The sequence below is a fragment of the Neobacillus sp. DZ-9 genome (assembly GCF_059587065.1).
Genome location: NZ_JCAIOL010000010.1, coordinates 1 through 22,545, shown reverse-complemented (window position 1 = coordinate 22,545; position 22,545 = coordinate 1). Strand labels below are relative to the sequence as shown.

The 22,545-nt window shown below is 40.4% G+C and carries 21 protein-coding genes, 1 tRNA gene and 1 riboswitch; of the genes, 8 read left to right on the top strand and 14 right to left on the bottom strand.

Annotated features, from left to right (window positions below; translation table 11 throughout):
- Positions 1-3: 3 nt before the first annotated feature.
- The 7 genes from AC59HZ_RS23755 to AC59HZ_RS23725 all read right to left on the bottom strand — a co-directional run bounded on the left by AC59HZ_RS23755 (position 4) and on the right by AC59HZ_RS23725 (position 7,043).
- On the bottom strand, positions 4-765 hold the full coding sequence (locus tag AC59HZ_RS23755) for an IclR family transcriptional regulator (protein ID WP_496548235.1): 762 nt from the start codon (positions 763-765) through the stop codon (positions 4-6).
- 187 nt (positions 766-952) lie between these two features.
- The gene (locus AC59HZ_RS23750; protein ID WP_496548234.1) at positions 953-2,221 is read right to left on the bottom strand and encodes a M20 family metallopeptidase; all 1,269 of its coding nucleotides are present in this window, start codon (positions 2,219-2,221) and stop codon (positions 953-955) included.
- Positions 2,218-3,168, bottom strand: a complete 951-nt coding sequence (locus tag AC59HZ_RS23745; protein WP_496548233.1) for a DUF1177 domain-containing protein — start codon at positions 3,166-3,168, stop codon at positions 2,218-2,220. Before AC59HZ_RS23745 ends, AC59HZ_RS23750 begins: the two co-directional genes overlap by 4 nt.
- Positions 3,169-3,185: 17 nt before the next feature.
- A complete protein-coding gene (locus tag AC59HZ_RS23740) occupies positions 3,186-4,160 on the bottom strand; it encodes an ABC transporter ATP-binding protein (protein WP_496548232.1) in 975 nt (324 codons plus the stop codon).
- Positions 4,153-5,166: an ABC transporter ATP-binding protein gene (locus AC59HZ_RS23735; RefSeq protein ID WP_496548231.1), complete on the bottom strand. Its 1,014-nt coding sequence runs from the start codon at positions 5,164-5,166 to the stop codon at positions 4,153-4,155. Before AC59HZ_RS23735 ends, AC59HZ_RS23740 begins: the two co-directional genes overlap by 8 nt.
- An 18-nt stretch (positions 5,167-5,184) precedes the next feature.
- Positions 5,185-6,027, bottom strand: coding sequence for an ABC transporter permease (locus AC59HZ_RS23730; protein ID WP_496548431.1), 843 nt, complete (start codon positions 6,025-6,027; stop codon positions 5,185-5,187).
- Positions 6,028-6,077: 50 nt separating this feature from the next.
- Complete coding sequence (locus AC59HZ_RS23725; protein WP_496548230.1) at positions 6,078-7,043, bottom strand: ABC transporter permease; 966 nt, start codon at positions 7,041-7,043, stop codon at positions 6,078-6,080.
- Positions 7,044-7,276: 233 nt separating this feature from the next.
- Between AC59HZ_RS23725 and AC59HZ_RS23720 the strand changes: the two genes are divergently transcribed.
- The 4 genes from AC59HZ_RS23720 (at position 7,277) to AC59HZ_RS23705 (ending at position 11,906) form a co-directional block, all read left to right on the top strand.
- Positions 7,277-8,893, top strand: a complete 1,617-nt coding sequence (locus AC59HZ_RS23720) for an ABC transporter substrate-binding protein (RefSeq protein WP_496548229.1) — start codon at positions 7,277-7,279, stop codon at positions 8,891-8,893.
- A 91-nt stretch (positions 8,894-8,984) separates the two neighbouring features.
- Complete coding sequence (locus AC59HZ_RS23715) at positions 8,985-10,073, top strand: amidohydrolase family protein (protein ID WP_496548228.1); 1,089 nt, start codon at positions 8,985-8,987, stop codon at positions 10,071-10,073.
- A gap of 4 nt (positions 10,074-10,077) precedes the next feature.
- Positions 10,078-11,226 (top strand): amidohydrolase family protein, encoded by a 1,149-nt coding sequence (locus AC59HZ_RS23710; protein WP_496548227.1) that lies wholly within the window; start codon positions 10,078-10,080, stop codon positions 11,224-11,226.
- An 8-nt stretch (positions 11,227-11,234) separates the two neighbouring features.
- Entirely contained in the window at positions 11,235-11,906 is a 672-nt protein-coding gene (locus tag AC59HZ_RS23705) for an AroM family protein (RefSeq protein ID WP_496548226.1), read from the top strand.
- 309 nt (positions 11,907-12,215) lie between these two features.
- On the opposite strand, the gene AC59HZ_RS23700 is transcribed toward AC59HZ_RS23705, so the two are convergent.
- From AC59HZ_RS23700 to AC59HZ_RS23690, 3 genes are all read right to left on the bottom strand, one after another.
- Entirely contained in the window at positions 12,216-15,245 is a 3,030-nt protein-coding gene (locus AC59HZ_RS23700; RefSeq protein WP_496548225.1) for an efflux RND transporter permease subunit, read from the bottom strand.
- A gap of 368 nt (positions 15,246-15,613) precedes the next feature.
- Complete coding sequence (locus AC59HZ_RS23695; protein ID WP_496548430.1) at positions 15,614-16,429, bottom strand: 5'-methylthioadenosine/S-adenosylhomocysteine nucleosidase; 816 nt, start codon at positions 16,427-16,429, stop codon at positions 15,614-15,616.
- A 175-nt stretch (positions 16,430-16,604) separates the two neighbouring features.
- Positions 16,605-16,708, bottom strand: a riboswitch (purine riboswitch).
- 126 nt (positions 16,709-16,834) lie between these two features.
- A complete protein-coding gene (locus AC59HZ_RS23690; protein ID WP_496548224.1) occupies positions 16,835-17,353 on the bottom strand; it encodes a M1 family aminopeptidase in 519 nt (172 codons plus the stop codon).
- A gap of 292 nt (positions 17,354-17,645) precedes the next feature.
- Here AC59HZ_RS23690 and AC59HZ_RS23685 point away from each other — a divergent pair, with 292 nt between their 5' ends.
- The 4 genes from AC59HZ_RS23685 to AC59HZ_RS23670 all read left to right on the top strand — a co-directional run bounded on the left by AC59HZ_RS23685 (position 17,646) and on the right by AC59HZ_RS23670 (position 20,595).
- Entirely contained in the window at positions 17,646-17,813 is a 168-nt protein-coding gene (locus AC59HZ_RS23685; protein ID WP_496548223.1) for a hypothetical protein, read from the top strand.
- A gap of 102 nt (positions 17,814-17,915) precedes the next feature.
- On the top strand, positions 17,916-18,428 hold the full coding sequence (locus AC59HZ_RS23680) for a hypothetical protein (RefSeq protein ID WP_496548222.1): 513 nt from the start codon (positions 17,916-17,918) through the stop codon (positions 18,426-18,428).
- A gap of 267 nt (positions 18,429-18,695) precedes the next feature.
- Positions 18,696-19,223 carry an NUDIX hydrolase gene (locus AC59HZ_RS23675; protein ID WP_496548221.1) on the top strand — a complete coding sequence of 176 codons (528 nt, stop codon included), beginning with the start codon at positions 18,696-18,698 and terminating at the stop codon, positions 19,221-19,223.
- Positions 19,224-20,004: 781 nt separating this feature from the next.
- The gene (locus tag AC59HZ_RS23670; RefSeq protein ID WP_496548220.1) at positions 20,005-20,595 is read left to right on the top strand and encodes a hypothetical protein; all 591 of its coding nucleotides are present in this window, start codon (positions 20,005-20,007) and stop codon (positions 20,593-20,595) included.
- Positions 20,596-20,783: 188 nt separating this feature from the next.
- On the opposite strand, the gene AC59HZ_RS23665 is transcribed toward AC59HZ_RS23670, so the two are convergent.
- From AC59HZ_RS23665 to AC59HZ_RS23650, 4 genes are all read right to left on the bottom strand, one after another.
- Positions 20,784-21,080, bottom strand: coding sequence for a hypothetical protein (locus tag AC59HZ_RS23665; protein WP_496548219.1), 297 nt, complete (start codon positions 21,078-21,080; stop codon positions 20,784-20,786).
- 90 nt (positions 21,081-21,170) lie between these two features.
- Entirely contained in the window at positions 21,171-21,446 is a 276-nt protein-coding gene (locus AC59HZ_RS23660; protein ID WP_496548218.1) for a hypothetical protein, read from the bottom strand.
- Positions 21,447-21,606: 160 nt separating this feature from the next.
- Positions 21,607-22,089 (bottom strand): hypothetical protein, encoded by a 483-nt coding sequence (locus AC59HZ_RS23655; protein ID WP_496548217.1) that lies wholly within the window; start codon positions 22,087-22,089, stop codon positions 21,607-21,609.
- A 379-nt stretch (positions 22,090-22,468) separates the two neighbouring features.
- A tRNA-Val gene (locus AC59HZ_RS23650) sits at positions 22,469-22,544 on the bottom strand.
- Position 22,545 lies beyond the last annotated feature (1 nt).

Here is a 22,545-nt window from a genome sequence, read left to right as displayed (position 1 = left end):
ATGTTATACTTTCAATTTCAATTGATATCGTTGGATGACAGCGCTTACCTCGTCTCTTGTCTCTTTTAAAAGAGGAAGGTATTCCTGGATTTTCTCGTCAAACATTCGGTAAATGGGACCGGATACGGTAAGCGATCCAAGTATCTCGCCTTTATCAAAAACCGGTACGGCTATAGCAATAACATCAGCGGTATACTCTCCCTGGCTTTGCGCCCAGCCTTGTTCCTTTATTCTTTCTAATTCAGCTCGAAGTTCCTCCGGGTCTGTCATCGTCGTTTTTGTGTATTTCACCAAACCGCGTTCAATCACCGATTCAATGAACTCATCCGGCATGTATGCTAGAATGGTACGATAAGATGCGCCCACATATAATGGAGACCTGCTTCCTGCAGAAACAGAAAACTTTACCTTATTCTCTGGTTCTACTACATCAAGTGTAACAGCTTCATCCCGATCCAATATAGTAAGAAAAATGGACTCTCCCGTTTTATCCCTTAATCGTTCAAGTATGGGGTGAATTAATTTATCCACATTTAGGCTTTCATACATAATCATCCCTAATTCCCATGTAGCATAACCTAATGAATATTTTTTTGTCTCTTTATCTTTTGAAATAAATCTATTTTTTTCTAAGGTTTCGAGAATCCGATAAATATTGGTATGATTCAAGCCAAGCTCATTTGCTAATTCTCTTCCTCCCCAAACGGGTCTTTCCTTTGTAAACATCATTAGTACCTTAAGTGCTAAATCTAAGGTTTTTAACATGTAGAATTAACTCCCCCTTACAATTACAAAACACCTATTTTAATTAGATAATTAAAATTTGAAAAATGCAATAGTAATTACATTAATATGCAGTTATCCTCTAACTTTAAAGGGAGTAAAAGTTAAAAAGGATAACTGCAACAAAAAGCCTGGACAGCTTCATGCAAAAAAGCCGCCTTTATCTGAATTATTTTTCATAAAGAAAATCAATAACCGCTGCTATATATACCTTTGCACAACGAACGATATCTTCAACGCGAACTCGTTCATTGTATCCGTGGATCGTAGGTAAATAGGCAGGACCGTATTGTAAAACTGGAATGTGATAATCCCGGAAGTGCCGGGCATCACTGCTCGCCCATTGCATGACACCATAAGCCTCTTCACCAGTGACGAAAGTAATATTATCAACAATGGCCTTGCACACCGGGTCCTCAGCACTAGTATAGTTGGCATGACTTCTAAATCCAAATGGCCGAATTTCATAGCGGATTCCTAATTCATCAAGGTGTTTCTGCAAATAGGAAGTAACTTCATCACGAGTAATCCCAAATGGCAAACGGCAATCCACTTGTACCTTACAGCTTTCAGGAATCACATTTGATTTCGTTCCCCCTTGAATGGTACCAATATTGACAGTAACTTTTTCAAGTACTGGCTGGAACTTTTCACGTTCTTTTTCAACTTCCCGCATATACCGTTTGGAGACGTCAATTAAACCCTGAACCTTTTCTGGAATATCAATTTTCAGATCCCAAAGCGTTCTTATTTTTTCAATCGCAGCAATCGCATCGGTAATGGCGTTATTTCCAGCGAGCGGTGACAGACTGCCATGGCCAGGTTCGCCGAATACTTCAAGCTCGAACCAGTAAGAACCTTTTTGGCCGATGGTCGGATTCAACCGTGAAGATGGTTCTGCTATTAAAGCACCGTCCCCTTTAATCAATTTCTTTTCGAGCAGCCACGGGACACCAAATTCCCCGCCCGTTTCTTCATCCGGCACAATCGCCAGCGTTAGTTTTCCTGGGAGCTCTACATCTAACCGTTTTAATAATGCAAAGACAAAAATTAATCCGGCAAGACCCGCTTTCATATCACTAGCACCTCTGCCCAGCATCCAGCCGTCCTTTACTTCCCCGGAGAAAGGATTAAAATCCCATTTTGATAAATCACCTGCAGGAACGACATCCGTGTGTCCACAGTAGATTAATTCTTTCCCCTTTTCAATTCCGATACTAGAAATTAAATTAAACATTTTCTCACTTGATTCGTGCCATGCTGTTTCGAGTCCATATTGGTGAAGATAATCCGTGATAAACTGAGAAATTTCAGTAGAGTCCCCTGGGGGATTTTCACTAGGGATTTTAATTAATGAACCACATAGCTCAATCAACTCATCTTTATGTGCTTCCACTTCATCGATCAATCTTTGTTTTAAGGCTGTTAGATCACTCATCCCGCAGTCACCTGATTTCCTTTTGTTTGTAAATGCGTCATTTTACCATATAACTGCTCGAGGCGGGCAAATTCGGCTTCATCATAGAAAGAACACTTATTTTCGCCAAAAAGTTTGGCCACCTCGATCACATAGCGGACAACCTGTTCCACATCCATTGGGTGTGTTGCCCCAGTGCCGCAGCCGGCAACCGCCGTTTCCGTCGTAATAGCAATCCCAACAACTGGACTTTTCGTTGCAACCGCAGGCTGAAGAATACTATTTACATGGTAAACCCCGTTTCCATATGGGGTAATATCTTGTGTTGTAATCGGCAGCGTAACGGGAAGACGGCCTGCCGATTGAGTATACACATGTAATAAATCCTGGCTGATTTTTAATACATAGCCCTCTTTAACAGTCGGTGTAATCGCGAACCCTTTATGGTTGGTAATCATATTGCCTTTTGTTGTATCAATTGAAAGAATCGCATCCATTTCTTCTGTCACTTCGTGCTGGTTCATCGCTAAGATGTCCACGGGTGAATCCATAAATGGAACAGGATCATGCGGCAAGGTTGGCGCTGTTGGGCAAATATGTGTCGTTAAAATGATATCCCCATTAAGGCGGTCACCCTTTCCGCTCATATCGAGAAGCTTCGCGGCAGCCGCCATACAGGATAATGCTCCATCCCCGTCAGAAACAAAGCCTTTAACCTCAGGACGAGCACCAATTCCGCCTAAACGTCCGATTACTCCAAGTGTTGGCGCATTTCCCCCGTTAAACTTTCCATTTTCACCAGGAATTACAACTTTAATAAAATCAGTTGAACCTGCTTTTCCCTCCACTGTTTCAACCGAGATCTTCCCAAGATTTGAAATCCCTTCGAGGTAGCTTTTTACATCCTCTCCGGTTGCATGAATACTATCCATAATTTCTAATACTTCCGTAACATGTTTAAATGACATTTCAAATTCCCTCCAAATTAAGATTCAATAAGATGACAGGCAACACGCTGCTTGGCTTCATGTTGTTTAAGCTCTGGTCTTGCCGTTTTGCAAATATCCATCGCATAAGGACATCGTTGATGGAAATGACATCCTGCGGGCGGATTAACGGGACTAGGTACATCCCCTTTTAATAGAATTCTTTCTCTTTTGTCATAGGGACTTTCCTTTGGAATAGCTGACAGCAATGCCTTTGTATAAGGATGAAGCGGAGTTTCATAGATTTCAGCAAAAGTCCCGATTTCGACGATTTTTCCTAAGTACATGACGGCAATTCTGTCACACATATATCTGACCACATTTAAATCATGTGAAATAAAAATATAGGTTAAGTCGAATTTCTTTTGTAAATCTTTTAAGAGATTAATAACCTGTGCCTGAACGGATACATCCAAGGCAGATACAGGTTCATCACAGATAATGACATCTGGATTTAAGGCAAGGGCACGGGCGATATTAATCCGCTGACGCTGTCCACCTGAAAATTCATGCGGGAAACGATCAGCATGATAACTGCTTAAACCCACTACTTCTAATAATTCCTGAACACGCTTTTTCCGTGAAAGAGAATCGCCCACTTTATGGATTTCTAAAGGTTCTGCAATTAATTGCTTAATCGTTTTTCGCGGATCCAATGAGGCATATGGATTCTGAAACACCATTTGAATCGATTTCCGAGAAGCGCGGATTTCTTTGGTCCCCATCGATGCTAAATCCTGACCTTTAAAAACAACCTTTCCATCAGATGGACGGATCAGTTGGTTGATTAACCTGGCCATTGTTGATTTCCCACACCCTGATTCCCCAACAATTCCAAGTGTTTCACCACGGAAAACCTCAAAACTGACTCCATCCACCGCTTTCACACTTAGCTTTGATTTTTTGAAAGGGAGCGGATCCTGTATCGGAAAATGCTTTTTTAAATTTTCTACTTTAATAATCGCTTCAGCCATGATACGCCATCTCCTTTCTCGTAAGCTGACTCTCTTTCGTTTGGAAATGGCAGGAAGTAAAATGGCCTTCCTCTACTTCTATTAAATTCGGCCGAGTAGAAAAACAAATTTCCTGTGCATATGGACAACGATCGGCAAAATGGCAGCCCTTAATCTCCTGTCGCAAATCCGGCGGGGCTCCTGGAATAGCAGAGAGCTTCGCTTCATTCGCAATATCACTCGTAATCTGTGAATCAAGCAATCCCCAAGTATAGGGATGAAGCGGGTGATCGAAAATAGTTTTCACACTGCCTGATTCCACGGTATTACCTGCATACATGACGATGACCTTATCACACATTTCCCAAACTACCCCTAAATCATGGGTAATCATAATAATGGAAGTGTCGATCGTTTCCTGCAGATGCCTCATTAAATCAAGAATTTGTGCCTGAACCGTAACATCCAATGCAGTTGTTGGCTCGTCGGCAATTAACAGCTTCGGATTACATGCAAGCGCAATCGCAATCATTACCCGCTGTCTCATACCGCCTGAGAATTCATGGGGATACATATCAATTCTTTTTTCTGCTTCTGGGATACCCACCAGCTTCAGCATGTCAATCGCTGCTTTTTTGGCTTCTTTTTTTGACATCTTTCTATGTGTGCGAATCGACTCCATTATTTGGTTACCGACTGTATAAACTGGGTTTAAACTTGTCATCGGATCTTGGAAAATCATGGAGATTTCATTACCTCTGACAGAACGCATTTCTTTTTCCGATAAAGAAAGCAGGTCTCTTCCCTCAAACAACATCTTCCCTCCAGCTATCTTTCCAGGGGGGCTTGGGATCAAACGAAGCAATGCAGTCGCTGTCACACTTTTTCCCGAACCAGACTCTCCGACAATTCCGATAGTCTCTTTTCTGTTCAATGTAAAACTAACACCGTTTACCGCTTTAACTACAGAAGACGAAGAGCGAAAATGCACTTCCAAGTCTTCCACCTTTAGTAAAAAATCGGCCATATATCTCACCTCCAGCTTCTACACTCTCATTTTTGGATCCAATGCATCCCTCAGGCCGTCTCCAAACAAGTTAATCCCAAGAACGGTGAACAAAATCGCTAGCCCTGAAAAAGTTGCCATATGGGGACTTAACACTAAAAAGTCTTTTCCATCTTTTAAAATACTTCCCCATGATGCGGTTGGAGGCTGTACACCTAAACCTAAGAAGCTTAAGGCAGCTTCCGAAATAATCGCACCAGCAATGCTCATTGTTCCATACACAATTAATGGAGCTAAACAGTTTGGCAGGACATGTTGAAAAATAATCCGACTGTTCGTCGCGCCCAATGATCTGGTGACTTCAATGAATTCTTCTTCCTTTACACTTAGTACCTGCCCGCGTACAATTCTTGCAAATCCCGGAATATTAGCAATGCCAATCGCGATGATGACATTCACGAGACCCTGCCCTAAAACAGTCATTAAGGTAATCGCTAGCAAGATAAAAGGAAAAGCGAACAAACCATCCATGGTTCTCATAATGATGGCATCAAGCCGTCCGCCAAAATAACCTGAAACTAAACCGAGCAAGGTTCCAAAAAAGGCCCCAAAAACTACAGCAGAAATGCCGACAATTAAAGAAATTCTCGCACCAAAAACAAGGCGGCTAAACAAATCCCTTCCATAGTTATCAGTTCCTAATAGATGGCCTGCGGTACCTGGCGTTACCAGTGAATTAGCCACATCCATTTGATTAGGAGGATAGGGAGCAATCAACGGTGCGAATATAGCAATGATGGTCATAACTATCGAGATAGTTATTCCAATTGCGGCCAGACGATTACGAATCAGCTTTTTAAAAAAGCCTGCTTCTTTTTTCATTTTCCGCTTTTTCGGTTCGGCAGATGAAATCGAGGTTTGCACAGAAGCCATTATTTACTTCCTCCTTTATTGGAAGATAAATTCACTCTTGGATTAACCACTTTGTACATCACGTCAATAATCAAATTGACTAGTACAAAAATAACGGCAATAAATAAAACGGTACCTTGAACCACAACGAAATCCCGTTTATCAATGGCGTCCACGATTAAACGCCCCATACCCGGCCAACTGAAAATAGTTTCAGTTAAAACTGCACCGCCAAGCATCATCGAAATTTGCATGCCTAGTACCGTCAATAATGGTGTTAGGGCATTTTTAAACGCATGCTTGCAGATGACCCAAAACTCACTCAAGCCTTTAGAACGAGCTGTTTTAATGTAATCCTGAGATATGACTTCCAACATACTTGACCGCGTAATCCGGGCAAAGGTTGCCATCGGAATGGTTGCGAGCGTAATACTAGGAAGGATGAGATGTTTTAAATAAGGAATCAGTCCATCCTCAATTGCCCCCATGCCGGTAGCCGGAAACCAGCCAAGATTGACACTAAAGTAAAGCACCAGCATAACCCCAAGCCAAAAGATTGGCATCGATACTCCGATTAAAGAAACCAGCATAACGGTATAGTCTAATAGAGAGTTCTGTTTAGAAGCTGAAATGATGCCTGCTGGGACACCAATCATAAAAGCAATAATGAGAGCGCTTATCGCTAAAACTAGAGTATTTGGAAAACGCTCCAATATTAACTGGACAATTGGTTCATTATAAGTAAGCGAAACACCAAAGTTCCCACGGAGCAAGTCACCAATATAATGGAAAAATTGAACATATAAAGGATCATTTAATCCGAGTTTTCCCCTTAATGCTTCAATATCCTCAACACTTGCCTGCGGTCCAAGCATGACACTTGCAGGGTCACCGGGAATCAGCCGGGTAACGATAAAAACGATAACTGCAACGACTAAAATGGTTGGCAGAAGATCAAATAGTCTTCTTATAATATATTTCCCCATTTGTTACCTCCCTTTTAATTAATCACAATTTGAAACACTGATTCAGTATGTGAATTACGATTAAGTGTAGCACCAAGATAATTGATTGTAAATATAGAAAAATTAAACTAAATAATATTTTTAAAAAATTTAAAAAACTTATTTACTAGTCTTCTTTTGTGTGATAAATTTATTTCTAAATTCAATATTTGAAATGCTGTTTCACAATGTGAATCAATAGGAGGAGTTGTCGTATGAAAAGTAAGCGTATAGGTCATTGGATGTTATTGGTCATTGCCTCTCTTGTTCTACTATTAAGTGCCTGTTCTTCAGGAAGTAATTCAAGTTCTACTAAACCATCTAATAAGGAAAAAACAGCTGCATCTGATAAACCGCAAGATGGTGGTGTATTGAAGGTTGGACTTTCCGCCAATCCAAAAACATTAGATCCAATTAAATATACCGGGGTCTATGAATCCCAAGTTATGCGTTCTATTGCAGATACACTTGTCGTGTATAACAAAGATTTGAGTGAATTTTTACCATCTCTAGCAAAAGAGTGGAAAGTGTCCGATGATGGGAAGGTTTACACCTTTACATTACGTGATAATGTCTTTTTCCAACCTGGTAAATATCAAGACGGACGAAAAATGACGGCTGAGGATGTAAAATACAGCCTTGAACGCTCTGCGAAAGAATCCGCTATGAAGCGCTTAAACGGTGTAGAAAAAGTAGAAGTTACCGGGGAAAATAAAGTGGCGATGTATTTAACAAAACCGAATGCTGCCATTTTACCAATGCTGACAGATGCCGGAAACGTGATTGTACCTAAAGAGGAAGTCGAAGGCTGGGGCGATGAGTTTGGCAGTCACTTAGTTGGTACTGGTCCTTTTAAAATTGACAGCTGGGCTAAGGATTCAGAGGTTAAGCTTTCCCGCCACGATAAATACTGGGGAGAAAAGCCTCACTTAGATGGATTAACATACAAAATCATTCCTGAACCAAACACGATGACGAACGCATTACGTTCTGGAGACATTGATGTGGCGATGGATATTAAAGGGCAAAACCGTGAATTGATGAAACAGGATGAAAAACTGGAATTGCTATCAAAACCAGCCCTTTCATTAACCTATTTAGATCTTAATAACAAAAAAGGGCCAACGGCCGACCCAAAGGTTCGCGAAGCCATCTATAAAGCAACAAATGTCGAGGAAATCGTTAAAGGCGTCAATAAGTGGGGCGGCGCGGAAAAATCCTTTATGCCACTTCCAAAAAAATCTTGGGGATATAGCAAAGATTTAGAAAAGCTTACACCAACATATGATCCGAAAGCAGCAAAAAAACTTTTAAAAGAAGCAGGCTACGCAAATGGCTTTAAAACAGAGCTATATCTTTCAGAAGCTCGTGTTCCATACGGAACTATTTTCCAAAACCAAATGAAAGAAAACCTAAATATTGATGTTGAACTGAAGGTTGTTGAATGGGGAACTTATAGTGACACGGTTTCAAAAGGAAATGCACCAATGTCAATTGGGGGATGGACTTGGTATCCAGATCCTTATTTCTTCCTATATCAATTGTTCTCCACAAATCAAATCGGTGCACTTGGAAATGGAAAAGGCTACACAAATCCTGAGGTAGATACACTTTTAGATAGAGCTGTTTCAGAAACGATTGATCAAAATGAAAGAGCCAAACTATACCAGCAGGCACTTGAGATTATTTTAAAAGACGTACCTCGAATCGAGCTTGATAATCTTGATGCAACAGCAGGTATTAACAAAAAGGTACAAGGCTTTGATGTTTCTCCGGACTTCTCCGTTCAGATTGTAAATCCTAACGGAACGAACGTCTGGATTAAGCAATAATTTGCAGTACATCCATAGGTGCTTTTTTGAAAAGTAGAGATACCCTATCTCTACTTTTCTTCTATTCCCTCATGAAAGAAGGTAATGAAAAATGGCCATTACCGCCATTATAAATGCAAATATTTATGAACATGATACCGGGGATTTCAGCAAGAAAACCGTCTTAATCGAAAACGAGAAAATAAATGCGATTCTGTCTCCTAATGAAGACTTTCCTGCAGATTATTTGATTGATGCTGCTGGTTTCTATTTAACACCCGGAATGATTGATACATGTTCTCAAATTGGATTAAAGGAGATTGGCATTCGCTGGGAAGGAAATGATGGGTATGAACCTTTTGAAGAAAATGGCGGAGAGCTGCAGGTAATAGACGGCATTTACCCATTTGATAATGCCTTTAAAGACGCCGTTGCTTCCGGAGTAACAGCGGCCCACATTGTTTCTGCCCCAGAATCTGTGGTTGGGGCGAAAACGTCCGTCATTCACACCTCCGGAAAAACAGTTGATGAAATGCTCCTTAATAAAAATCTAGGCTATAGCTTTTCGATGGGAGATATTCCGAAAAATTCCTTTTGGGAGAAAACCAAATTCCCCCTCACTCGAATGGGGATTGCACAGAAAATCAGAACGGCATTAAAGAATTTACAAAGCACCGCGAATCTACAAGGAGTGCCTATTTTCATTCGTACTCACCGGGCTGATGACATTGAAACGGCCATTCGCATTGCAGATGATTTCAGGCTTCCTATTATTTTAGTCCATGCTACAGAATATCCACTCGTTACAAGCATTCTGAAAGAACATCATCTTTCAGTTATTGCCGGGCCTTGCTTTCAACCAATAGAACGAGGGGAATTACAACATTTAGATCCGTCCTTATATTCCGCCCTATTCAAGCAGGAAGTTCCATTTACCTTTGCGACCGATCACCCAGTAAGTTCCGTCACGCATCTGCAATTGGAAGCAGCTTTAGCACTAAAAGCCGGTGTTCCTGAAAAAGTGATTTTAAACGGTTTGACACGTGATGCGGCCAAGCTGCTGAAGATTGATCAGCTTACAGGAAGCATTCAAAAAGGATTATTTGCCGATTTTGTATTGTGGAATAAGCATCCTCTTGATTTAACGGCACGAGCTGCCCGCACTTTTATAAAGGGAAAAGAGGTATATAGATGGGAGTGATACGATGCTAACAGTTTTTCGTGGGGCTAGCATCCATACAATGGATAATGCCAATACCGTTTTAAAGAATGCAGATCTTTGGGTAAGCGGCGGTAAAGTGATCAAGGTAGGGGTGGATACGGATATCCCTAGCAATACCCAGATTGAATCTGTCGATGGGTGTGTGATAACCCCTGGACTCATTGACATCCATACACATGTTGGGCTTTGGGGAGAAATAACAGAACGGAATAATGACGCTTGTGAATACTCGACACCTTTCACACCGTTAATGCAGGCGATTGACGGAATAAATCGACATCACTTTTCGTTTCAATTGGCACGCCGCGGTGGAGTAACTACCGTTCAAACTGGTACAGGAAGTGCAAATCCCATTGGCGGGGTTTGGACGATTTTAAAAACTGGGGGAAACTCCTTACAGGAAATGATTATCACGGAAAAAAGCGGCTTAAAGGGGGCTCTTGGCGAAAATCCTAAAAATGTTTTTGGCCAATCTAACAAAGCTCCCTACACAAGAATGGCTGTGGCCCAATTAATCCGCCAAGGATTTACACAAGCTGCAACACTATCGGAACCAGAACGCATTGAATGCTTAAAAAATCAAACAGAGCTTGTTCCGTTTATTGAGGTTCTCGAAGGGAAAATGCCACTTCATTTACACTGTCACCGTGCAGATGATATTGCCACAGCCATTCGAATTGGCAAAGAATTTAGCATCAAACTATGTTTGGAACATTGTACAGAGGGACATCTGATGCTAGATGCCATTAAAGAAAGCGGTGCAAATGTGACATTGGGACCATTTATGCTTCCGGCAACAAAATATGAAACGCGCAATCTAACACCTGAAGCACCAAAACGGTTTCATGAAGCCGGCATTCCCTTTGCCATCATGACAGATCATCCGTTTATTCCTATTCACTATTTGATTCTTTGTGCAGCAGAGGCTGTCAAATACGGTCTCGATGAAGTGACTGCCTTAAGAAGTATTACAAGCGAAGCAGCTAACCTAGCTGGAATTCACGACCGTGTTGGTTCACTCGAACCAGGAAAAGACGCCGACTTTGTGATTTGGTCGCATCATCCATTTGACACCCGCTCAAATATTCTCGGAACCTTTATTAATGGAAATAAAGTTTATAGTCAGGAGTGAAATAAGGAATGAAGCAGACTGTCGCTGTAATTACGATTGGACAGACGCCAAGAATGGACATGATCCCTGCCATCAGCAGGTTTCTTCCAAAAGAAACGGACATAATTGAAAAGGGCGTTCTGGACGGTAGATCTGATATAGAGATCCATGAACTTAAACCCGAACCAGGACAAACCACCTTAATATCACGATTGCAAAATGGGGAAAGTGCTATAATGGCGAAGGAAAAAATCCTTCCAATCATTCAATCACTTATTGATGAACTGAATCATGAGAAGGTGTCGTTAATCATTCTCGCTTGTACCGGGAAGTTTCCGTTATTTACGAGCAGGATACCGGTTATATACCCAGATTTTTTACTCAATCATGTAATAAAAGGGCTGCTGCGTGAAGGATTGCTTGGCGTCATTCTTCCTCTTCCGGAACAAGCAGAATCTATCATAAATAAATGGATGGAAGCACAATTTATTGCCATCCCAGCAGCAAGTTCCCCCTACGCCTTCCAAGAGGAACACTTGATTAGCGCAGTGAAACAGATTGACCAATTTCCAGTCAAAGCCATCCTCCTCGATTGTATGGGATACACCCAGGAAATGAAGTCAATTGCCCAGGCCTATACCACTAAACCGATTATTTTATCTAGAAACATTATTTATGGGATAGCAGGAGAAATTTTGTGATAGGTAAAACCGTCCTTTCTCATACAGATAGGTTTGACCTGTTAAGAAAAAAGCTCGGTACGGGGCTAAAAGAAAAACGGAAGCCTCCTGCCTCCGTTTTTCTTTTTCACTTTCATACCATGAAAACTGCTTAAACTCACCAGAATGTAATAAAAGCGTCATTATTTTCTCTGGTTAGCTTATATGAAATACTCTCCAATCGCTTATTCAATCCTTTTTGTAATTTACTTAAAGCAAATTCTCCTTACATAAAGATCCTCTATGTCAGTGTCTCTACTCTCTTTTACCTGTGCAACCCTATCTAAAAATTCACGCCGGTTCCTTTTCAGTTATCATAGGAGTAGTCTTCTTAGTTAATCGCCCTTTTACCGATTTCATCACATGATAAGTAGTCGGCACAATAACCAAGGTTAACAGTGTAGATGTCAACAACCCGGAAATCACCACAATCGCCAGTGATCTCGAAATCAATCCGCCATCACTAGATAGCGCCAATGGCAACAGTGCCCCAATGGTCGCTAGAGCCGTCATCAAAATTGGACGAAGGCGTGTTTTTCCTGCTTCCAGCAAAGCTGCTTTCAGCTCCATGCCCTTCTTCTCATTCTGCTTCACGCGCTCCATCAAAACAATCGCATTCGTGACCACAATCCCAATTAACATCAAGAACCCTACCAAAGCTGGCATTCCAAGAGCTTGATTAGTCAAATACAATCCCAGCAATCCGCCAGAGAACAAGAATGGTAACGAAGACAAAATGGCTAATGGCATTAACATATTTCCAAAAGCCACCAGCATCACGATAAACACAAGCACAACAGCAACGGCCATCGCAATCGTCATATTCGTGAAGCCTTCATTCATCGCCTGCGCCTGACCTTCAGAATGATAGGTTATCCCTTTTGGCAGATCCAAGGTTTTCAATCTCTTATCTACCTCTGCCTGCACACCGGAGGAATTATCGGTCGTGATTCGTCCTGTTACCTCGACATACTGCTGCTGATTTAAGCGGTATAACGCGGAAGGACTCGGTACTTTTTCCAGTGTTGCCACTTCCGATAGGCTTACCTGCTGTCCCAGCGGATTGGTCATTTTTTGACTCATAATCTCATCGATTGAATCCGCTGACTGGCCCGCCAATGACAATTGAACATTTGTTGTTTTTCCGTCAACCTGCATGTCGCCAACATGATCCCCGGCGATAAGCTCTCGTACGAAGCCGGCAACCATGATCGGGCTCAGACCTTTTTCCGCCGCCTTGTGATCATCAATCTCTAAATGAAGCTGTTCCTTCACGCCAGAAAGATTGGATTCCACATTTTCCAAGCCATCGATACCCTTAATTTTATCCGTAATCATTTTTCCGGCCGTTTCTAAATCTTTGGCATTTCCACCCTCAACAATTAACGCTAACCCGCTTGTTCCCGCAATCCCAACTGGTGTAAGCGCCACTTGCATGTCAGCATCCAGTTTCTCAACATTTGATCTTACTCTTTTTTCAAAATCAACCGTTTGTTCTTTCGTAACATCATCCTTTAAATCAATCGAAAAACGAATATGTTCCCCATTCACAACTGTTTGCAAATGGTTGATACCCTTTTCGCGGCCTAAAATATCTTCTACTTTAACCGCTACGGCATTCGCTTTATCTAATGATGTCCCATCAGGTAAATCTCCCGTTAACCGATAGGAAAGGGCTTTTTCCTGAGGTAAAAAGTTCTTCGGAATCAACGGAACTAAAGCGAGCGATCCCGCAAACATCACCAAAGCAGTAACAACCGTAACAGCCCGCTTATTTAACACCCATGACAGCACATGCTTATAAGCTTTTTCAAAAATGGTTTCCTTTACCTCTTTATGTTTAATCTTCAGTAAAAATAACTTTGCCAATAACGGCACGACCGTTAACGACACAATCAAGGAAAACGCGAGTGCCACAATGACCGTAATGCCAAACGGGGCAAAGAATCGGCCAATGATCCCCGGCACAAACGACAGCGGTCCGAAAACAGCAATCGTTGTAAGGGTCGAAGAGGTAATCGCGCCTCCCACTTCTTTGGCTGCCGTCAAAACCATCCGTTCATCCCGGTTCGTGCTCGTTAAGGTACGGCGGTACACATTTTCAATGACGACAATCGAGTCATCGATAACGCGTCCGACCGCTACAGCAATTCCGGCAAGCGTCATCATGTTTAAGCTATAATCTAAATATTTCATGGTGATCATCGAGGCCAAAATCGATAACGGAATCGAAAGAACGGCGACAATCGTTGCTCTTATATTGCGAAGGAATAGGAACGTGACAATCACAGCAAACAAGGTTCCCAGCAGAACTTCCCGCAGCATTCCATCGACAGATGTTTTCACTTCTTTTGACGTATCATATAATTTCGTTAACTTGTACCCAGCCGGAAGATCGAGCTCATCCAGCTTTTCCTTTGCCTGATTCACTACTTCGACGGTATTGGAGCCTGGCTGTGCTTTCATTTCTACTAGAACAGCAGGCTTTTCGTTTAATCGAGTGTAAACTGTTTCCTTTTTATTGCTGTAAGAAACGGTGGCGATATCAGATAAACTCACGTTTTGAATGCCAGTTGGTCCTTGCGCCAAAATTTCAATTTCTTCAACGTCCTTTACTGAATTCATCTTGAAATCAGCCTGAACATTTAAGGTTTTATCATCAACATTGACCTGCCCGGCAGGAAACGAGAAATGGTTCGCTAAAAAGGTTTGCTTAACCGTTTCATAAGAAATCCCGTAGCTCTTCATCTTTTCAGGATCCAGCTTGACGGCCACTCCCTTTTCGGTCTCACCCGAAATATCGATGGCCCCTGCTCCATCAATTCCTGTTAGAGCCGGTTTGATTCGTTCATTAATATATTGTGTCAGATCGGATTGATTGGCAGTTTCCGATGAAAGCGCAAATTGAAATACTGGTGCCGCAGAAGGACCGTCTTTTAGAATTTTTGGTTTTTCAGCCCCTTCCGGCAAATTGATGGTAGCAACCGCCGTCGTGACATCCTTTTCAGCTTCATCCATGTCCTTGCTCATCTCAAATTCGAGAATCCCCACGACCACATTGCTGTGCGCTTCAATATACAAATTATCCAGTTTCTTGATTCCCGAAAGCGTTGTTTCTAAAGGCTTACCAATATCCTCTAACCCCTGTTCTGGAGTGGCCCCCAAATATGGAACCTGCACAACAATATATGGAATATCGACGTTCGGCATCGATTCCATTTTCATCGTTTTGACGGAATAAATTCCGCCTGCAATCACCATTAACATGGCGATAAAAATAACCCCTGCATTCTTTAAAGAAAACTTAATCCAAGACTGCATATCTTCTCTCCCCTTATGTTTATTTTTTCGATCCCCTCGTGGATTGGTTTGATTTTCCTTTTTCATTATAGGTTTTCCAACTGGTCATCAACCTCGGGCGGCTGCTGTAAAATTATCTGCGACTTGAGACCTAGAAGACCCCCAGCTTTTTTGGAATTTGTTCTTCACAGCGGTCTTTTGGACAATTTTTGAAGCGTATTGGACATTTTTTACGAGGCTTTGGACATTTTTGATTGCACTTTGGACAATTTTTGGAACACTTTGGACAATTTAATCACCATTTTGGACAATTAAACTAAAAATGGAAAAACAAACCTCAAAAAAAAACAACCCCGCCAGTTCTGAGGCGAGGTTGTCGTTTCACATAATTATTTACTTTCAATCGTTGAGATATATTTCTTGACCACTTCATAAACATATTCCTGGTTGGCTGCGGCCGTATTCGGGTTGTATTGGCCGCCATTGGTTTTATTATTCGATAGCACCCGGATACCTAGGAATGGCACCTTATATGCCTCAGCAATTTGTGCCGCTGCCGCACCTTCCATTTCTTCTACAGATGTTCCATAGTTATCATGGAACCATTTGATTCGATCCACTTCATTATTCCAAACATCTGCTGAACCAATCGTTCCTTCGACTACTTTGCCTTTTGTGTACTTATCTTTTACAGCATTAGCTGCCGCCAGTAAATCTTTATCTCCTTCATAATAACGAATCTTTTCAGCATTCGGATCGGAGCCGCTTCCTTCAGAAGCCATTAAGTCCATCGGGATCCATTGACTTGGATCCATTCCTTCGTTTTCATTCTTGGTTTCTGTTTTTAACGAACCGATGTTGGTCACTCTTTTTCCTAAAACTATATCAAAAACGTTCAAGCTTGGATCATGTCCGCCAGAAGTTCCCTGGTTGATGATGGCGATCGGGTTATATCTTTCAATCGCCACGGCCGTAGCAGCCGCTGTATTTTCCATCCCCTTACCGGTTTTCACTACGATGACAGGATAATTATTCAGCTTTCCTTTGTAAAAAACAAACGTTCCGGATTTCTCTACCTTCACTTTTTCTAATTTTTGCGCAAAATTTTCCGCTTCAATCGGCATTGGACCTTGAATGATAATCGGCCGCTCGGCACCCTCTACAACTGTTTCATTTTTTGATTTGAAGCCAGCAAATACAGCCAGTAACAACACCGCAACCGCAGCTAATAAAGTATACTTTTTCAAAAAAAGCTCCCCCTTGTTGATAGACTCGAAAACTGGATCCAATGAAAAAGGTCTAGAAATGTAGATGGATTTCTACCTTCTAGACCTACGAAAGTTAAAGTATTAGAAGGCAGAGATCAAAAAGCCGAACGATCCGCCCAATACTTTAACTCGTAGTCTAGTTCTTTCAATGGGAACCAGGTAGAAACGCTCAGACCATATTACCGAGCATATACGAGTCACTCTATTTAAATTAATTACTTTTATAATATAACAAACCGGCAAGGGATATTCAACAATAATACGAATATTAATATATTTTAACTATAAAATGTTCGTGTTTTAGGGGAATATTGTTAAATAACGTGCCAATATACCTATCCCTTAAAAGGAAATCCAATCCCCCAGCGCTTTCGGGTCTTTTATTTTAAAATAGGCTCTGGTATAGCGCAGCCATTCGTTAGCGTCTACTTCTTTATAAGCATATAAACGATAATAATTTTTCAAGTAATCCAATGCGCGGTCGGCGCTATTGCCTGAAAGTGCCCATAATTTTAAGCTGGGAATTTCATATACGGATGCACTGTAGGTTAACATATTCTCCGGTTCAAATTCCTTGAGCGAATAATTGGAAGGAACAATCTTTCCCTTATCTTTGGCCATTTTAATATGGTCATCCGCTGCTGCAAACGCGTCAGCAGGAACTTGTTTTTCATTTTTTATGAAAAATAAATACGTCGCAAAATTGGTAGTGGCTTCATCAATCCAAGGCGTATAGTACGGATTGATGCTGACCGTACCATAAAACCATTGATGGGCCATTTCATGGACGACAGCAAACGTGTTTGTGTTCCCCTGTGCTACCGTGACAATCCCCGAGTATTCCATTCCCTCTTCATCCATTATTATATCCAGTTGTTTATGAGGATACTTCCCAATGTTGGCATTAAAGAAAAAATGGTAAAAATCACATTTTAAATAGGAACTCCAGTTGGTCCGTTGAACCAGAATGGCCCCTATATCTGGATTAACACCATTTACAACGTTTTTAATCTCTTAAACTTAGAAATGTGACAAAAATATAAACATTACTTCTAGATTAAATTTAAATCCCATTTTCCGTGATATTAGTCACATTGAAATAATTTAAAATCCATTAAAATCAACTTAAGTTATTACAAAAGGGGGAAATAAAATGTTTGTAGCTTGGTTGATCGTAATCAGTACATTTTTAATTTGCCTATATGCAACAGTAATCATCATCAATGGCCTGAAAGAAAAAGAACATCAGGAATTAGCAGATTTGCACACTCAACTTAACATAGCCATTAATAATATAGAAATAACAAAACAAGCAATCTAGATACTCAAAACAGCTTCCTTTTGAAGCTGTTTTTTTTATTGGTGGTGCCAGCTTGGAATAATCACTGCTTGGATGCAGAATAATAGGGTTGGAGGTGAATATGTGACAAAAACAATCATTCTCATTAGCTGTTTGTTCGTATCCTTCAGCATCCATTCATTACATGCCCGCGCCGATTTTCCAAGATTGACGCCAGAATGCACAGAGATGGTTAAATTGCGAGATGACCAATACATAACTCTCATAATGAAGGATATTATTACAAGCTTCAACCTGGATATCGACGACAGCAGCTATATTGAGGTAACCGACAGAGATTTAGATGCCGCAAACCTCATTTATGGCGGCAAGGAAAACGACGACTATTATAACTCGTTAAAACATCATTTTATAGTGGCATCCCGCGGTAAGCCCAGATTATTTGTGAGACCCCAGGAATTATATCTTCTATACAAAGAACCTGATAATACCAACGTAATGGTTCATTTAAAGCTCAAGGATTCCAGATGGGAAGTAATCGAGCGAAAAAAGAAAAGCGGCAAGGAAATTGCATATAAACTTCTTGACTGTGAGCTAGAGTACCTCAAAAAGAAAAAAGATTATTACGTGGATTAAAAGAAGCGCTGCAGGAACTCGGGCAGCGCTTCTTTATGTGCCTTTGCAGCTAAACCTGCACGTCAATTTTCCAATTAATATCCAAGAAATGTCGTTATTTTCGTGTATTATGTAGTAAGTATCTGAAAATATGTCGTAAATGACCTAAAAATATGTAGTAAGTAAATGAATTTGGAAAGTCGGCTCTTAGCTATCCCTTTTCATAGGTGCTATCTATACTTATTAGCGGTAAAATAGAAATAATGTTGAAATTGAAAGGTGATTAAAATGACTTGGAAAATTAACAGCTCAATAAAAGCAAAGGTAGACCGTTTCGGGGTGATTTTAGATAAGGTCAGTCTACCAAATGGCGATGAAAAGACTTTTTCCTATTTAGATTTTGCTAAAGGAGTATGCATTCTCCCTATTACAGATAACAAAGAAATTCTTTGTCTAAAACAATATCGCCATGCTATAAAAAGCTGGGAGTGGGAGCTGCCTGCCGGGATGATTGATCAGGAAAGCGATTCTCCCCTAGAAACCGCCAAACGAGAGCTGGAGGAAGAGACAGGCTTTAAGGCTGAACATTGGCTCGATTTAGGAAGCTTCTATCCGTCCCCCGGTTCAACTAGCGAGGAAATTCATCTTTTTGCTGCAGCCGGTTTAACAGCAACCGAACAAAACCTGGAAAACAGCGAACAAATAGAATTACACAAGCTATCTATGGATGAATTGAACTCCCTGATAAAAAATGGAGAATTTAAGCATGGAGCGGGACTGGCGGCTGTATTGCGGTATAAGTTAATAGTGGATTAATGGTTGATGAAGATAGAAATGGCGGGAATATCGAAGGCTGTGCCCCTTATCATGGGCCCATGTGGACAATTTTGTTTATAACTTAGGCGTTTTTGTCCTCATAGATGGTTTATGAGGACAATTTTGTTTATAACTCAACCGTTTCTGTCCTCATAGACGCTTTATGAGGACAATTTTGTTTATAACTCAACCGTTTCTGTCCTCATAGACGCTTTATGAGGACAATTTTGTTTATAACTCAACCGTTTCTGTCCTCATAGACGCTTTATGAGGACAATTTTGTTTATAACTCAACCGTTTCTGTCCTCATAGACGCTTTATGAGGACAATTTTGTTTATAACTCAACCGTTTCTGTCCTCATAGACGGTTCATGAGGACAATTTTGTTTATAACTCAACCGTTTTTGTCCTTATAGACGCTTTATGAGGACAATTTTGTTTATAACTCAACCGTTTTTGTCCTCATAGACGGTTCATGAGGACATTCTTGTTAATAACTCAACCGTTTTTTGTCCTCAAAGAAGATTTATGAGGACAATTTTGTTTATAACTCAGGCATTTCTGTCCACATAGACGGTTCATGTTGATAAGTTTGTTTATAACTCAGGCGATTTGATTAGATCAAGTGAGGTTTGTGCACATCTGAGTTAAAAAGGAGGTAAAATGGAGCAGCTTTTTTCAAAACAACATGATTCAAAACTACCGATTTAGAAACTTGGGTGAGAAATAAAAAGGAAACCCTCAGCGTCAAATAGAAGTGTTATAGTGGAGGTGTTATGTTATGACGGTTAAATATTCCCCTGGCGACGTACAAGAATTGCTTGGAATTGACAGCAATACATTACGGAAGAATGCCACTCTCTTGGAAGGGCATGGGTATCACATACACCGTAATAATAGAGGCCACAGATGCTATTATGAGAACGATGTTATCACACTCCGCAAATTAATCGACTTCAGTAAGCAAGAGGGTCGGACCATGGAACAGGCTGCCGAAGCAGTGATGACCTGGGTTTATCAAGAAAGTAAAACGACCGTCGTTACGGAAGTAGTTCCGGTGGAGACCACTATTGATCAGGATAAGGCGCAGGTTCCGATAGAATGTACGGATGAACGGGATAGGATGCATGATTCCAATTATGCTGAGCTTTTGGAACGTATAGAGCATTTAGAGCAAATAAACTTAGATTTAATCAAACATTTGAAGGAAAAGGCAATATCAGAAGCGATGCAGGAAGAAAAGCTTAATGAAATCATGAAGTATGTAAAAAGAGCGGAGCAGCTAGAGGAAGAACGATATAAAGTGATAGAAGAAACAAAAAGGCAGATTGCTGCGGGCGGCCAAAAAAAATGGTGGAAATGGTGGAAATGAAATAAGTTATAGGCCTAAAGGTACAGATTATTTGACACGAGTGATTGGAAATCCTCCGTCTAGTCGATTAAATCTCCTCACTCCATAAGATCCTCATCAGCAAACTTTCAAGCTTTGGTACAATTTTATGAATAGAACAGGAAGTGATTTTTCCCACTTCCTGCGAATGGTCATTATGCCAGTAAAGTCTATAAAGTCCAACTTCTTCTTCTACTTTGCTCGGGCCTATCTTGTGATGTTGATTTACTTTCAATAGATGTAGTAGTTGAATGCTGATTTCTCTTACTCCTTTCTATTAACTTATCAAGTTTTTGAATGGCCCTTTCAAGCTCCAATTCTGTCAATTCTCCTTTGGCATATAAGCTGCACAACATTCCATATGCAATTGCTTTTGTATCAATATCTACATGTACAGTTAAATCTACATCGGAGTTGCCGCTATCTCTAATTAAACTATTTAGTTGATTTTCGCTCAGTCTTTCCAAATTTCACCCTCCTTATCTAGCATAATAGGGATACTAGATAATAGTATCCCTAGCACAACTATCCTTTAATGAAGGAGCATTATATTAGTCTTAATATTTTTCTTTCTCTTTTTTCTCCTTGTGGCCCTCTTCCTTCTCTGCATTTGTACGTACTTTTGCACGAGCTTCACTATCTACGCAAATGTCCACAGAAACGCTCGAGTTTCCACTATTCATAACTTTTGCTGTAGCAGTGTTACTATTTTTGTCCTTTACACTAACCTCTGTCTCATTTTCTGCTTCATTTTCGGCTTTATTATTAAACATATTTTCTATATCTACATTTTTGCTACTTTTTTTACTAGAATACTCTTTATTACTACTCAATATGATGTCCCTCCTTTCAAATTCACATACTATAATTTATTCATATAACTATTAAGTGTTCGTACAAGTAGATATATTAATTGCGGATTTTTATGTGAAAATTTTAGGTATAAAAAAAGAGAGTGCCCCAAAAGTAACTTCGGGGCGCTCTTTTTTCACGTTAGGATTTGCATTTTATTATTTTCCGGTGTATTGGAAGTAAGAAACTATATACTACTAAATACAAAGGGACTGAAATGATGAAGCTCCAGCCATGGATCTTCATATATCCTACCTTCCTCATCCCCCATTCAATTAAAGTAGAAATAATGGTAAAAATAATGACCAATGTCCATTTGTTTGTCTTCTTCAAATAATTTAAATAAATTACGGCGAGTGAGGAAGGTATTAAACTGTAACTTAAAAACTCAGCTATTCCCGTGACTTCCGGGTTGCCAAAATCCACGAGATCTAACATTTTTCCAAATAAAGAATCAGAAACCCAGGCAAAGTAACCAATGAATCCAAAAGTAATATAAAATTCTCTCCAACCTATCTCTTTCTTAGGCATAAATAGAGCATACAAAAACAATAGCAACGATACCGTAATCGGTAACCAGATCCCTTGTGCATGTAAATCTAAATTCCTCGTTATCGAACTCAAGGACATCACCTCGGACTTATTATTTCCAAATCTAAGGTGAATATTTCTAATTTAAAACCTATTCCCAGGAAACCCTTGACCCTCAACACTCAACATCCATAAAAAGTATGTCGAAAACTAAAATGACCCTCAAAATTCATTTTTGAAGGCAAAAAATAACGTTATGAAAGTTTGGATTTGGGCCATAAAAATTTGTTTGACTGGTTTGAGATTTAACATTGATATATAAGCATTTGCTCTCATATTCTATAAAAAAACTGTCGAAAGTATACAGAAAGGAATAATAGTGAGGTTAACTATAGCACGGAAAAAGAAGCGGTATTGAAGGAACACTATTTAGTCTTAAAAATAAAAAAGCTCCGCATAATTTAAATTTATATGGTGGAGGATGACGGGATCGAACCGCCGACCCTCTGCTTGTAAGGCAGATGCTCTCCCAGCTGAGCTAATCCTCCA

Excerpts from the sequence above, each read along its gene's own strand:
- AC59HZ_RS23755 (WP_496548235.1), bottom strand. The coding sequence starts at position 765 with ATGTTAAAAACCTTAGATTTAGCACTTAAGGTACTAATGATGTTTACA.
- AC59HZ_RS23750 (WP_496548234.1), bottom strand. The coding sequence starts at position 2,221 with ATGAGTGATCTAACAGCCTTAAAACAAAGATTGATCGATGAAGTGGAA.
- AC59HZ_RS23745 (WP_496548233.1), bottom strand. The coding sequence starts at position 3,168 with ATGTCATTTAAACATGTTACGGAAGTATTAGAAATTATGGATAGTATT.
- AC59HZ_RS23740 (WP_496548232.1), bottom strand. The coding sequence starts at position 4,160 with ATGGCTGAAGCGATTATTAAAGTAGAAAATTTAAAAAAGCATTTTCCG.
- AC59HZ_RS23735 (WP_496548231.1), bottom strand. The coding sequence starts at position 5,166 with ATGGCCGATTTTTTACTAAAGGTGGAAGACTTGGAAGTGCATTTTCGC.
- AC59HZ_RS23730 (WP_496548431.1), bottom strand. The coding sequence starts at position 6,027 with ATGAAAAAAGAAGCAGGCTTTTTTAAAAAGCTGATTCGTAATCGTCTG.
- AC59HZ_RS23725 (WP_496548230.1), bottom strand. The coding sequence starts at position 7,043 with ATGGGGAAATATATTATAAGAAGACTATTTGATCTTCTGCCAACCATT.
- AC59HZ_RS23720 (WP_496548229.1), top strand. The coding sequence starts at position 7,277 with ATGAAAAGTAAGCGTATAGGTCATTGGATGTTATTGGTCATTGCCTCT.
- AC59HZ_RS23715 (WP_496548228.1), top strand. The coding sequence starts at position 8,985 with ATGGCCATTACCGCCATTATAAATGCAAATATTTATGAACATGATACC.
- AC59HZ_RS23710 (WP_496548227.1), top strand. The coding sequence starts at position 10,078 with ATGCTAACAGTTTTTCGTGGGGCTAGCATCCATACAATGGATAATGCC.
- AC59HZ_RS23705 (WP_496548226.1), top strand. The coding sequence starts at position 11,235 with ATGAAGCAGACTGTCGCTGTAATTACGATTGGACAGACGCCAAGAATG.
- AC59HZ_RS23700 (WP_496548225.1), bottom strand. The coding sequence starts at position 15,245 with ATGCAGTCTTGGATTAAGTTTTCTTTAAAGAATGCAGGGGTTATTTTT.
- AC59HZ_RS23690 (WP_496548224.1), bottom strand. The coding sequence starts at position 17,353 with ATGGATGAAGAGGGAATGGAATACTCGGGGATTGTCACGGTAGCACAG.
- AC59HZ_RS23685 (WP_496548223.1), top strand. The coding sequence starts at position 17,646 with ATGTTTGTAGCTTGGTTGATCGTAATCAGTACATTTTTAATTTGCCTA.
- AC59HZ_RS23675 (WP_496548221.1), top strand. The coding sequence starts at position 18,696 with ATGACTTGGAAAATTAACAGCTCAATAAAAGCAAAGGTAGACCGTTTC.
- AC59HZ_RS23670 (WP_496548220.1), top strand. The coding sequence starts at position 20,005 with ATGACGGTTAAATATTCCCCTGGCGACGTACAAGAATTGCTTGGAATT.